This is a genomic window from Oleiharenicola sp. Vm1, assembly GCF_047777955.1.
Taxonomy (GTDB): domain Bacteria; phylum Verrucomicrobiota; class Verrucomicrobiia; order Opitutales; family Opitutaceae; genus Didemnitutus.
In genome coordinates, this window is sequence record NZ_CP180537.1 from 1,619,690 (window position 1) to 1,631,352 (window position 11,663).

An 11,663-nucleotide genomic window follows, 5' to 3' on the forward strand; every position below is an offset into this window, starting at 1 on the left:
ATGCTGACCGTCCTCGAGATCATCAAGCGCTCCACCGAGTTTCTGCAGAAGCACGGCGTCGAGAGTCCGCGGCTTAACGCCGAGCTGCTGGTCGGGCACGCGCTTGGGCTGAAGCGGATGCAGCTTTACCTGCAGTTCGAGCGGCCGCTGGCGGAGACGGAGCTGGCGAAGATCCGGCCGCTGGTGAAGCGCCGCAGCGAACGCGAGCCGCTGCAATACATCGTCGGCACGACGGAGTTCGGCGGCCTGACGCTCAAGGTCGACCGCCGCGCGCTCATCCCGCGACCGGAGACGGAGCTGCTCGTCGAGATCGCGAAGGAGAAGTGCGCGCCGCCGCCGGCGCGCGTGCTGGATCTTGGCACCGGCAGCGGCGCGCTCGCGCTCGCGCTGGCGAAACTGTTTCCGGAGGCGCGCGTCACGGCGGTCGATGTCAGCCCCGATGCGCTGGCGCTTGCGCGGGAGAATGCGGCGGCGCTCGGTCTCGCGGAGCGCGTGGCGTTCATGCCCTCGGACTGGTTCGCCGCCCTGCCGGCGGATGACCGCTTCGAGCTGATCGTGGCCAATCCGCCGTATCTCACGGACGCAGAGACGCGGGAGACCACGCCCGAGGTGCAGAAGTTCGAACCGTGGAACGCGCTGTCGTCCGGCCCGGCGGGCACGGAGGCGCTGGCGGTGATCGTGCGCGAGGCGCGGACGCGGCTCGCGCCGGGAGGCTGGCTCATCTGCGAAACCGGCATCGCGCAGCACGCGCAGCTGCTCGATTGGATGCGCACGGCCGGTTACGCGTCGGTCGAATCGCGGAAGGATCTCACCGGGCGCGACCGCTTCGTGCTGGCGGGCGTGTAGGCCCGGGCAAGCAAAGGGCCGGCGCGAAGGCCGGCCCGGTGGGAGGAGTCGTCGCGCGGGTCAGCTGCGCGGCAGCGTCGGGGCGGGCATCGGGGCGCGCTTGGCCCACATCGGCGTGTCGGCGAGGCGGACGGCGTCGGACACGACGCGGAGCGCCTCGCGCAGGTGGACGTCGAACTTCGAGGCCGCCTCGTGATCCTCGTCCGCGTCGGTGTCGCCGTCGGCCACGACGGGCGGCTCGGGCGGCGGCGGGTTCTTGATCACGGCGTCGAGCTTGACCTCGTGCTTCTTGAAGTCGGTCTTCGTGAGCAGGGCCTTGAACTCGGCGTCGAATTTCTTGCCGGTGGCCTCGATCGTCTGCTTTTCGGCGCGGCGCTTCTCGAGGTTGAGCGAGACGGTCTTCTGCTCCGTGCGCTGGCGGAACCAGTCGATGTTCTGCTTGAGCACGCTGAACTCCTCGAGGGAATCCTGGCGGTGCTTGCTGGCGGCGAGGAGCGGGCCGACGAAGGCCTGGTTGAGCGGCTTGCCTTCGAAGGGCGACGAGCTGATCTCGTCCCACACGAGGGCGTTGGGTTCCGTGGCTTCGCCGACCTCGATGTAGTCGTCGATCGAGGGGAGGACGATGTCGGGCGTGACGCCCTTCTTCTGGGTCGAGGAGCCGTTGGGCAGGTAGTATTTCTGCGTGGTGAGCTTGGCGGCGCCGGGCTTGCCGTAGTCGCGGGCGAGGCGGGGCAGGTAGTGCTGCATCTCGAAGATGACTTGGACGGTGCCCTTGCCGTAGGTGGTGCTGTCGCCGACGATGACGGCGCGGCCGTAGTTCTGCATGGCGCCGGCGAAGATCTCGGAGGCCGACGCGCTGAAGCGCGAGGTGAGGATCGCGAGCGGGCCGTCGTAGGTGATGGCGCGGTTGGTGTCGCGGCCGACGGAGACGCGGCCGGCGGAGTCGCGCACCTGGACGACGGGGCCCTGATCGATGAACAGGCCGCTGAGGTTGATGGCTTCGGAGAGGAGGCCGCCGCCGTTGCGGCGCAGGTCGAGGATGAGCGCGGTGATGTTCTCCTGCTTCAGCTTGGTGATGAGCTCGGCGACGTCGTTGCTGGCGGAGGCGCGGTTGGCCTCGTCGGTGTCGCCGCCATTCTCGCCGTAGAAGGAGTTCAGCGTGATGACGCCGATGTTGCTGATCTTCCCGCTGGCGTCCGGAACTTCGTAGACTTCGGCGGAGGCGCGGGCCTGGTTGATCTTGATGACGTCGCGGACGATCGTGACCGACTCGGTCTTGGACTGGTCGACGGCCTTCTGGGGGATGATCGAGAGGGTGACCTTGGTGCCCTTGGCGCCGCGGATCATCTGCACGATTTGCTTGTTGCGCATGCCGACGACGTCGACGGCCTCCTGGCCGTCCTGCTGCACGGCGACGATCTTGTCGTTCGGTTTCACCTTGCCGGTGAGGTCGGCCGGGCCGCCGGGGACGACACTGACGATCTTGCAGTAGCCCTCCTCGTCGACGGTGAGCACGGCGCCGATGCCGACAAGGTGGAGGTTGATGTCGACGTTGAAGTCGTCGAGGTCGGCGGCGGAGAAATACGACGAGTGCGGGTCGTAGAGGCGGGTGAACGCGGTGAGGAAACGGGCTTCGATCTCGGAGGGCTGGACCTCCGTCGTGTTCTTGAGGAAGCGGTCGAAGCGCTTCGCCATCGTGGCCTTGGCGGCCTCGACGGTCTTCTTGTTGAGGAGCTCGTTGATCAGTTCGGCCTTGAGGCGGCGCGACCAGAGATCGTCGGCGGCGGCCTGATCGGCCGGCCAGGGAGCCTTGGAGCGATCGATGGTGTAGGTCTCGTCGGTGGTCAGATCGATGTCCTTGGCGAGTTGGGCGTGCACCCAGGTGACGCGGGTGCGGACGCGCTGCTCGAAGAGGCCGAAGATGCGGAAGGCGGCGTCGATGTTGCCGTTGATGGCCATGCTGTCTTCGAGGCTGGGGCCGTAGAGGCGGCGAAGGGACTGCTCGTCGCTGGCGGTGAAGTAGAGGCGTTGCGGGTCGAGAAACGCCATGTAGTCGGTCACCAGCTTGGGGTAGTCCTCCGAGCGCAGGCCGTTGCGGTTGAAATGCACGTAATTGAGCATCTCCTTCAACGTGCGCACCTCATTCTGCATGAGGGGATTCGTGGTGTAGTCGCGATCGGTGATCGCGAAGGCCACGGGCACGGCGGCCAGCCAGAGAGCGACGCGGAGAAAGCGTGGAAATCGCATGAGGAGGAGTTAGTCGCGCGGGGCGGAGGTTTGTTTCCTAAATCGGTGAAGTGCGGGTGGGGTGCGGCGAAGGACGCGGAAAACGAGGCGCCCGCGGGTGGGCCAACGGTTTACCATCGGCGCGGGCGGGTGTGGCTTGAGGGCGTCAACGGCGGCTGAGGAGGTCTTTCGCGTCATCGAGCAGGCGTTTCTCCTGCTCAGTAAGAGCGCCGAAGCCGTGCGAATTTATCTTGTCGAGAATGCGATCGACCTCGGCGCGGAGGTCGGCCGGGCCGGTCGGCGCGATCGACGCGGGCGGCACCGGGGCGGCCGCGGCGGGCTTGGCGCGACGCGGAAGAGAGGGGAGGCGGAAGAGGCTGCCCGCCGCACGATCCCAGCCGTTGTTGGCGTAGAAAAACCGGTAGTAGAGCCATCCGGCCAGCATGCCGCCGAGGTGCGCCGAGTGCGCGATGCCCATGCCGCCGTCGAGCGTGCCGCCAGGCAACTCGTTCAGCAGCAGGCCGAGGAGGCTGATGCCGAGAAGGATCCACGCGGCGATCTTCGGTCGCAGCGTCAGGGGCAGGACGAAAAAGAGCAGAAACGTGATCTCGCGCTCGGGGGCGACGCAGGCGAAGAACACGAACATGCCCGCCACGACGGCGGAGGCGCCGACGAGCGAGGTGGGGGTCGAACTCCAGAAGTGGCAGGCGAACCACAGCAGGCCGCCCAGCACCGAGGCCGCGGCGCTGAATTGCACCACGCCGCGCGAACCGAGCATGGGCGCGATTTCCCGGCCGATCAGGAACAGGCCGAGCGCGTTGACCACCAGGTGGAGGATGTTGGCGTGAAGGAAGCTGAAGGTGAGCAGCGTCCAAATCTTGCCCTGGAGCAGGGCGGCGGGCGACAGCGCGAAGAGCTGCTGCAGCGCGCTGCTGTGCAGCAGCAGCTGGAAGACGAACTGCAGGACCGATCCGGCGATCACCGCGCTCAACAGCCACGTCAGCGCGGAGGTGGTTTCGCGCGGGTAGTCTGAGCGCATGTAAGAACGGTCCGAAAGCATCGGCCGCAAATTACGCCAGCCTCATCCAAATACAAGCCCCACGTCGGACGCGCGCTCGCCGCATGACGCGATGTTCCCGCACAGTGGCTGTGGCGCCGCTTGACATGCCTGATCAACGTTCTTGTATGCGCGCATGGCTAACAAAGCAGAGAAGTGGAAGGAGAACGCCCCGGGCAAGTTCTACGTCGATCAGCAGTGCATTGACTGCGATCTTTGCCGCGAGACGGCGCCCAATTTTTTCACGCGCCATGACGAAGGCGGCTATTCCTTCGTCCACAAGCAGCCGACCACCGAGGAAGAAACGGCCCTCTGCATGGAAGCCCTCGAAGGCTGCCCCGTTGAGGCCATCGGCAACGACGGCGAGTAAGCCGTCCGCGTTTCCCGCCCATTCCTGCCGCTGTGGAATCCCGCAGCGGTTTCTTTTTCACTTTTCTGTTAAGCGGCATGAATAAATTTAGAAACACGATCGGGGCGCCCCTTGGCGCCATGCTTTTCCTGGGAGCGGGCGCCGCCGCGTCGATGCGGGCGGCGGAGGCCGACGGTCCGCAGGCGCGCCTGCCGGACTTTGTCGTCCAGGACTCCCGCGTGGCCAACGACGAGCCGGCGGGCACGCTGGCCATGCCGGTCTCGGCGTTGCGCTATGAGCCGCGGGTCGACGTGCAGGCGCGCAACTTCGCGGAGGCGCAGGCCGACGTCAGCATTCGCGGCGGCGTGTTCGAAGCGACCGGCGTGCGCATCGGTGCCGCCGCGCTGTCCGATCCGCAGACCGGCCACTACTTCTTCGAACTTCCGATCGCGCCCGAGATGCTCGGGGCGCCCGCGGTGCTTACCGGGCTCGACAACGCCGCCGGCGGCTTCAACGCCGGCACCGGCACCGTGAGCTACGCGTGGAGCCCGGTGCGGGCGGGCGGGCGGGTCGGCGTCGCCACCGGCGCCAACGCCTACCGCCGCGGCTCGCTCTACGGGGCGGCGACCCGCGCGGTGGGCGAACGCGACGTGCTCGGCGCCGACTTCGCCGTGGCCCAGTCCCGCGCGGACGGTGCCGTGCCGTTCGGCGATCACGATTTTTCGCGCGCGAACGGCCGCCTCCAGTGGCGGACGGCGCAGGCGCAGACCGACGCCTTTGTCGGTTACCAGCGGAAATTCTTCGGCTGGCCGAATCTCTACACGCCGTTTGGTTTCAACGAAACCGAGAACCTCCAGACCGTGCTCGCCCTGGTGAATCACGCCTGGCGCGATGCGCAGGGCAACGAGTTCAACGCCGCCGCCTTCTACCGGCGCAACAAGGACGACTACGAATTCAACCGCGCCGTGCCGGGCGCCTCCAACCCGTTCCAGCACACCACCTGGCTGCGCGGCGTCGACCTCGCCGGCCGCGTGCAGCTGGCCGATGCGGCCGTGCGCTACTCGGTCGACGCGTCGCGCGACCACCTGGAGTCGACCGCCCTGACCTTCGGCCGCTTCCGGGACCGCACGCTCGCCAAGGCCGCACTGGTTCCCGAACTCGCCCGTCCCCTCGGTGCGGGCCAGCTCCTGACCCGTGCCGGCGCGACGTTCGACCACTCGGACCGCGACGGCTCGGCGTGGTCGCCGCTCGCCGGGCTCGACTGGCGCGCGGACGGCGGACGCCGCGTGCGGTTCGAGTATGCCGAGACGACGCAGCTTCCCTCCTACACGGCGCTCAACTCGAATCCCGGCGCCGGCCTCTTCCGCGGCAACCCCGACCTCGGTCGCGCGCGCGCGCGCAACCTCGAGCTCGCCGCCGCCGCCGAGTGGCGCGGCTGGTCGTTCGAAGCCGCGGTCTTCCGCCGCTGGGATGACGGGTTGGTGGACTGGACGTTTCGCCGCGGCGTCGTCGCCCGCACGGCGAACCCGGTCGACACCACGACCGACGGCCTCGAGGCGCTCGCGATCCATCGCAGCTCCCGGGTCGACGTGACGCTGGGCTACGCCTGGCTGCACAAGCGCAGCGACTATGGGGCGGCGCCGGTGGACGCGAGTTTCTATGCCTTGAACTTTCCTGAGCACCGCGCGACGGCCGCGGTGCGCTGGCGCATCGGCGGCGGCCTCGAGCTGCGCAGCGACAACGAGTATCGCGTGCAGTCACCGAACGTGCTGCGTGTGACCGGCGGCGACCGGGCGCTGCTGTCCTCGGCCGGTCTCTACTACCTGCCGCCCGCGTGGCGCGGCTGGGAGTTTTCCGTGCTGGTCGACAACCTCTGGAACTCCGGCTTCCAGGAGGTGCCCGCGGTGCCGGCGTCGCCGCGCCAGTGGGCGCTCGCCGCCGCGTTCCGCTGGTAGGATTACACGGGCCCGGCGCCGTTTCCAGCGGCGCAAATTTCACTGGAAAAATCCGGCGCGCCACGGATTTTAGCCCGAACCTTTTCCGCCATGACCATCTGGATTGTCCTCATCATCGTTCCCATGTTGTTCGGTCTCTACGCGCAGATGCGCGTGATGAGCGCCTACCGCAAGAACGTCGAGATCCCCTCGCGCGGCCGCATCACCGGCCGCGAGGCCGCGGCGGCCGTGATGGAGAGCGCCGGCATCCACGACGTCGAGATCGTCCGCGTCGAGGGCGAGCTCTCCGACCACTACGATCCCGCCAACCGCCGCCTCGCCCTCTCGGAGCACAACTACGATGGCACCAGTCTCGCCGCGCTTGGCGTCGCTGCGCACGAGGCCGGCCACGCCATCCAGCACAAGGTGGGTTATGCCATGATGACGGTCCGCCAGACGCTGGTGCCGGCGACGCAGATCGCCTCCGGTGCCTCGCAGCTGCTCATCATCCTCGGCATCGTGCTCGGAGCCTCCAAGGCCGGCGGCATGTTCCTGATGCTCGGCGCCGTGGCGCTGGCGGTCATCTGCCTGTTCCAGCTGGTCACGCTTCCCGTCGAGTTCGACGCCAGCCGGCGCGCCAAGGCCCAGCTGGTCAACCTCGGCATCGTCGGCGCGGACGAGATGGAGGGCGTGCACGAGACGCTCGATGCCGCCGCCCTCACCTACGTGGCCGCGTTCGTCGCCTCGCTCGGCAGCTTGCTGCACATCCTGCTGCTGCTCGCCGGCGGCCGGCGCAACGACTGAGGCCCCGCGTCAGTCGACTTCGTCTCACGCCAGCCGTCGCGGCTGGCGTTTTTTTGTCGGGTGCCGGTTTCAGCGGGCGGGATTGCCCCGCACGCACGCGCCGGCGGGCACGTCGCGGGTGACGACGCTCATGGCGCCGACGACCGCGCGCTCGCCCACGGTCACGCCCGGCAGCACGAACGCCCGCGCGCCGACGAACGCCCGCGCGCCGACGACGATCGGGGCGGTCAGCAGCGGCCACTCGGCGTCCGCGACATCGTGCGTGCCGGTGCAAAGGTAGGCCTCCTGCGCGACCAGCGCCCCGGCGTGCAGCGTGATGCGGTCGAGGGAATACAGGTTGGTGCGGTCGCCGACGCACGCGGCGTCGTGCAGCTCGACGTTCCAGGGCATCGCGATGCGCGCGCGCTGGTGCACGAACGGCCGGCCGGAAATCGTCGCGCCGAAGACGCGTAGGACGAGCAGCCGCCACGGATTGAGCGGTTTCGGCGTCCAGCGGCAGAGCAGCGTCCACGCGCAATCCCACGCCAGGGCGGCGAGCCGCTGGGAGAGACTCCAGGGCGAGCGGCGCCCGGGGGCTTGGCGGCGGGAGAGCGGCGCGGTTCTCATCGGAGGTGCGATAGGGTCGCGGTTCGTCGGGCGCGCGTCGAGCCTTCAGCGTGCCGGCTCGGCTCCGTCGAGCAGCGCGAGGTCGGCTTGCACCATGAGGCGGGCGAGGTCGGCCATCTTCGTGCGCGGCGTCCAGCCGAGCAGGCGGTGGGCCTTCGCGGCGTCGCCGACCAGGCGGACGGGTTCGATCGGGCGGACGTAGCGCGCGTCGAATTGCACGTAGCGCCGCCAGTCGAGGCCGACGGTTGCGAAGGCGGCGTCGATGAACTCGGCGAGGGTGTGGCTTTCCCCGGTGGCGAAGACGTAGTCGTCCGGCTCCTGCCGTTGCAGCGCGTGCCACATGCCTTCCACGAATTCGGGTGCGTAGCCCCAGTCGCGGGCCGCGTCGAGCTGGCCGAGCACGAGCTCGTGCTGCCGGCCGCGGGCGATGCGCGCCGCCGCCAGTGAAATCTTGCGCGTGACGAAGTTTTCGCCGCGACGGGGCGATTCGTGATTGTAGGCGATGCCGTTGCAGATGAAGAGGCCGTAGGCTTCGCGGTAGACGCGGCAGAGGTTGGTCGCAAAGGCCTTGGCGCAACCGTAAGGGCTCGTGGGGCGAAGCGGCGTGTCCTCGTTCTGCGGGGCGGTGGCCGGGGCCCCGAACACCTCGGAGCTCGAGGCGTGATAGAAGCGCACCGGGTGTTCCTGGTCGCGCAGGAGTTCGAGCAGGCCGAGCGTGCCGTGGCCGACTTCGTGGCAGGTGGCCTCCGGAATCTCGAAGCTGAGGCCGACGTGGCTTTGGCCGGCGAAGTGGTAGACCTCGCCGGGGCGGATGCGGCGGAACAGCCGCCGCAGCGACGTGGTGTCGTTGAGGTCGCCGTAATGGAGGAACAGCGTCTTGCCCCCGATGGCGGGATCGAGTCGCAGGTGCTCGATGCGCGAGCGATTGAACAGGCTGGCGCGGCGCACGAGACCGTGCACGACATAGCCGCGGGCGAGGAGCAGTTCAGTGAGGTAGGAGCCGTCTTGTCCGGTGATGCCCGTGATGAATGCGGTGGGAGAAGCCATGCGGAGCTGGCGGAAGGGGAGGGATTCGAACCCCCGGAGGCTTGCGCCTCAGCGGTTTTCAAGACCGCCGCAATAGACCACTCTGCCACCCTTCCGGGGGAGCGAGAAATGCGCTGGCAGCGTTGGCGGATTTTGCGCAGTGTCCAGCCCGCAACTCGTCCGCGCGGGGGCCACGCGGCGGCATCGCGCCATGGCCTCCCCGGAACTCAGCGTCGCCGAAATGCAGGGGCTCTACGGCCCGTTCACGATGCACGAGCGCGTCGTGCAGAAGATCTGGCTGCAGCAGGATTTCGCCGGCGCGAAGGCGGCGCTCGCCGACGGCCGCGCGCTCGAGATCGTCTCGCCCGGGCGCTGGAATCTGCTCGGCGGCCCGGATTTCCGGCACGCGCGGCTGCGCGTCGACGGCCGCGAGGTGTGCGGCGACGTCGAAGTGCATTTCCACGCCCAGGACTGGACCGCCCACGGCCACGCCGAGAACCCGGCGTATGACGGCGTGGTGCTGCACGTGCTCCTGTTTCCGCCGCCGCCCGGGGCGCGGACGCAGCGCCGGCGGGACGGCGCGGAAATCCCCGCCCTGGTGCTGTTGCCGCTCCTGCACCGCGACCTCGAGGAATATGCGGCGGACGACGCGCTGGAGGTGCTCACCGCGCGCGACGAGTGGCGGCGCCTCGAGGCGCTGGCCAATCTCCCGCTGGCGGAATTGCGCGCGCGGCTGCAGGAACGGGCGGAGCGGCGCTGGCGCACCAAGGTCGCCAGCGCGCGCCAGCGGGTGGCGAAGCTCGGCTTCGAGGGCGCGGCGCATCACGCCGCGCTCGAGATCCTCGGCTACCGCCACAACCGCGTGCCGATGCTGGCGGCGGCGGAGCGCTGGCCGCTCGCCGCATGGCGCGACGGACTGGCGGCCGACGCCGCGCTCGCCGCCGTGACCGGCTGGCAGCACCACGGCGTGCGCCCGGCGAATCACCCGCGCGCCCGGCTCGCGCAATACCGCCAGTGGACCGCGCGCGTTCCCAACTGGCCCCAGCGCCTGATGGGGTGGGGCGAGGCGCTGCCCGTGCTGGCCCTGTTGCCGGACGTGACGACGGCCTACGTGCGCCGCGCGGGGAGTTCGGGCGCTGGCGCGAACGCCTGCTTCGCGAGGTGGTGGCGGAGGCCGTCGCCGGGCCGCGGCTGGACACGCTGCTGTGCGACGGCTTTCTGCCCCTGCTCGCGGCGACGCAGATGCGCCCGGGAGGGGAGGTCTTCTGGTTCCATTGGTTCGGTGGCGATCTGCCCGATGCCGTCCGGCGCGGCCTGCGGAAATTGGCGGTGACCGGCGCGCGCGACCACCCGCTGAGCCATGGGGTCGCGCAGGGCCTGTTGGGTTGGCTGATCGATCGAGAATTTAACGTGTAAGTGCCTGTCAGCTCGCTACAGGCGGCGCGCTTGACAACGGCGGGTTGCGACAGCTACCTTGCGCGCTCACTCAAGTTCACTTTCCACAAGTGGGCGGGCCTTCGGGTCCCGCCTTTTTTTTCCCACCACACCAACCATCATGAGCAGCGAAATCCTGTCCGTCCTCGAATACATGGAGAAGGAGAAAGGCATCCCCCGTGCCGATATGATCTCCGCCATTGTGAACGCCATCAAAACGGCGGCGCTGAAGGGCGTGAATTCGGGTCAGGAGCTCAAGATCGAGATCAACCCCAAGGACGGCAAGCTGAAGGCTTGGGCGATCATGAAGGTGGCGGATTCCGTTTCCGATCCGAAGACGCAGATCCACGTGGAGAAGGCGCAGGTGTTCAAGGCCGGTGCGGTTGTCGGCGACGTCATCGAGAAGGAAATCGATCCCTCCTACCTCGGCCGCATCGCGGCGCAAACCGCGCGCCAGGCGATCATGCAGCGGCTCCGCCAATTCGAGAAGGAGCGCATCTACGACGATTTCAAAGACTCGGTCGGCGACATCGTCAGCGGCACCGTGCGCCGCCGCGAGCGCAACGACCTCTTCATCGACCTTGGCAAGGCCGAGGCCGTCATGCCCGGCAAGGAGCAGGTCCCCGGCGAGGAATACGCCCCGGGCGAGCGCATCCGCTGCTTCCTGCTCGAGATCGAGAATTCCAGCCGCGGCCCGGAGGTCATCCTCAGCCGCGCCACGCCGAAATTCGTCCGCCGCCTCTTCGAACTCGAAGTCACCGAGATCGCCGACGGCACCGTGAAGATCGAGGCGTTCGCCCGCGAGCCGGGTTATCGCACCAAGATCGCCGTCACCAGCACCGACCCGAAAGTCGACCCCGTCGGCGCTTGTGTCGGCGCCCGCGGCGCGCGCGTGAAGAGCATCGTGCGCGAGCTCGGCGGCGAAAAAATCGACATCATCCCGTATCACGCCGACCCGAAGGAAATGCTGGTCGAGGCCCTCAAGCCCGCGGTGCCGCGCGAGATCGTGCTCGACGAAAAGAACAAGCGTATGCTCGTCCGCGTCGCGAACGAGGATCTCGCCGTCGCCATCGGCCGCAAGGGCCAGAACGCGCGCCTCACCTCGCGCCTCGTCGGCTGGCGCCTCGACATCGAGGAATGGAAGGCCACCGCCTCCGATCCGCGCGCGCAGGCCATCGGCGCCCTCGTCGGCGCCTTCGGCTTCGAGAATTCGATCGCCGAGCGCCTTGTCGCCAACGGCATCAACTCGCCCGCCGCCTTCGAGGGCGTCGAGGCAAACGACCTCGTCGACATGGGCTTCTCCGCCGAGGAGGCACAGGGCGTCATCGCCAAGGTCTCCGGCGCTTCCGCCTGATCCGTTTTCCACCCGCCACGCCACCAC

General features: G+C 68.4%; 10 protein-coding genes and 1 tRNA gene. 6 read left to right on the forward strand and 5 right to left on the reverse strand.

Translation table 11 applies throughout. The features are described 5' to 3' along the window. On the forward strand, positions 1-846 hold the full coding sequence (gene prmC / locus ACMYLB_RS08395) for a peptide chain release factor N(5)-glutamine methyltransferase (protein ID WP_415910482.1): 846 nt from the start codon (positions 1-3) through the stop codon (positions 844-846). A gap of 60 nt (positions 847-906) precedes the next feature. On the opposite strand, the gene ACMYLB_RS08400 is transcribed toward prmC, so the two are convergent. Beyond that, entirely contained in the window at positions 907-3,093 is a 2,187-nt protein-coding gene (locus ACMYLB_RS08400) for a carboxy terminal-processing peptidase (protein ID WP_415910483.1), read from the reverse strand. 145 nt (positions 3,094-3,238) lie between these two features. Next, the gene (locus tag ACMYLB_RS08405; protein WP_415910484.1) at positions 3,239-4,111 is read right to left on the reverse strand and encodes a rhomboid family intramembrane serine protease; all 873 of its coding nucleotides are present in this window, start codon (positions 4,109-4,111) and stop codon (positions 3,239-3,241) included. 154 nt (positions 4,112-4,265) lie between these two features. On the opposite strand from ACMYLB_RS08405, the gene ACMYLB_RS08410 reads away from it, so the two are divergent. From ACMYLB_RS08410 to ACMYLB_RS08420, 3 genes are all read left to right on the forward strand, one after another. Further along, positions 4,266-4,499, forward strand: a complete 234-nt coding sequence (locus ACMYLB_RS08410) for a ferredoxin (RefSeq protein WP_415910485.1) — start codon at positions 4,266-4,268, stop codon at positions 4,497-4,499. A 119-nt stretch (positions 4,500-4,618) separates the two neighbouring features. Continuing rightward, positions 4,619-6,433, forward strand: coding sequence for a TonB-dependent receptor plug domain-containing protein (locus tag ACMYLB_RS08415; RefSeq protein WP_415910486.1), 1,815 nt, complete (start codon positions 4,619-4,621; stop codon positions 6,431-6,433). 90 nt (positions 6,434-6,523) lie between these two features. After that, positions 6,524-7,216: a zinc metallopeptidase gene (locus ACMYLB_RS08420; protein WP_415910487.1), complete on the forward strand. Its 693-nt coding sequence runs from the start codon at positions 6,524-6,526 to the stop codon at positions 7,214-7,216. Between the two features lie 69 nt (positions 7,217-7,285). Here the strand turns inward: ACMYLB_RS08420 and ACMYLB_RS08425 are convergent, their stop codons facing one another. The 3 genes from ACMYLB_RS08425 to ACMYLB_RS08435 all read right to left on the reverse strand — a co-directional run bounded on the left by ACMYLB_RS08425 (position 7,286) and on the right by ACMYLB_RS08435 (position 8,964). After that, on the reverse strand, positions 7,286-7,822 hold the full coding sequence (locus ACMYLB_RS08425; protein WP_415910488.1) for a DapH/DapD/GlmU-related protein: 537 nt from the start codon (positions 7,820-7,822) through the stop codon (positions 7,286-7,288). 45 nt (positions 7,823-7,867) lie between these two features. Further along, a complete protein-coding gene (locus ACMYLB_RS08430) occupies positions 7,868-8,869 on the reverse strand; it encodes a GDP-mannose 4,6-dehydratase (RefSeq protein ID WP_415910489.1) in 1,002 nt (333 codons plus the stop codon). A gap of 7 nt (positions 8,870-8,876) precedes the next feature. Further along, positions 8,877-8,964: transfer RNA gene (locus ACMYLB_RS08435), tRNA-Ser, on the reverse strand. A 95-nt stretch (positions 8,965-9,059) separates the two neighbouring features. On the opposite strand from ACMYLB_RS08435, the gene ACMYLB_RS08440 reads away from it, so the two are divergent. Both ACMYLB_RS08440 and nusA read left to right on the forward strand, forming a co-directional pair. Continuing rightward, positions 9,060-10,181, forward strand: a complete 1,122-nt coding sequence (locus ACMYLB_RS08440; RefSeq protein WP_415910490.1) for a DUF2851 family protein — start codon at positions 9,060-9,062, stop codon at positions 10,179-10,181. Between the two features lie 222 nt (positions 10,182-10,403). Next, positions 10,404-11,636 (forward strand): transcription termination factor NusA, encoded by a 1,233-nt coding sequence (gene nusA / locus ACMYLB_RS08445; RefSeq protein WP_415910491.1) that lies wholly within the window; start codon positions 10,404-10,406, stop codon positions 11,634-11,636. Positions 11,637-11,663: the final 27 nt, after the last annotated feature.

What these genes read in the sequence shown, in the direction of transcription:
- prmC (WP_415910482.1), top strand. Translation starts at nt 1, where the DNA reads ATGCTGACCGTCCTCGAGATCATCAAGCGCTCCACCGAGTTTCTGCAG.
- ACMYLB_RS08400 (WP_415910483.1), bottom strand. Translation starts at nt 3,093, where the DNA reads ATGCGATTTCCACGCTTTCTCCGCGTCGCTCTCTGGCTGGCCGCCGTG.
- ACMYLB_RS08405 (WP_415910484.1), bottom strand. Translation starts at nt 4,111, where the DNA reads ATGCGCTCAGACTACCCGCGCGAAACCACCTCCGCGCTGACGTGGCTG.
- ACMYLB_RS08410 (WP_415910485.1), top strand. Translation starts at nt 4,266, where the DNA reads ATGGCTAACAAAGCAGAGAAGTGGAAGGAGAACGCCCCGGGCAAGTTC.
- ACMYLB_RS08415 (WP_415910486.1), top strand. Translation starts at nt 4,619, where the DNA reads ATGCTTTTCCTGGGAGCGGGCGCCGCCGCGTCGATGCGGGCGGCGGAG.
- ACMYLB_RS08420 (WP_415910487.1), top strand. Translation starts at nt 6,524, where the DNA reads ATGACCATCTGGATTGTCCTCATCATCGTTCCCATGTTGTTCGGTCTC.
- ACMYLB_RS08425 (WP_415910488.1), bottom strand. Translation starts at nt 7,822, where the DNA reads ATGAGAACCGCGCCGCTCTCCCGCCGCCAAGCCCCCGGGCGCCGCTCG.
- ACMYLB_RS08430 (WP_415910489.1), bottom strand. Translation starts at nt 8,869, where the DNA reads ATGGCTTCTCCCACCGCATTCATCACGGGCATCACCGGACAAGACGGC.
- ACMYLB_RS08440 (WP_415910490.1), top strand. Translation starts at nt 9,060, where the DNA reads ATGGCCTCCCCGGAACTCAGCGTCGCCGAAATGCAGGGGCTCTACGGC.
- nusA (WP_415910491.1), top strand. Translation starts at nt 10,404, where the DNA reads ATGAGCAGCGAAATCCTGTCCGTCCTCGAATACATGGAGAAGGAGAAA.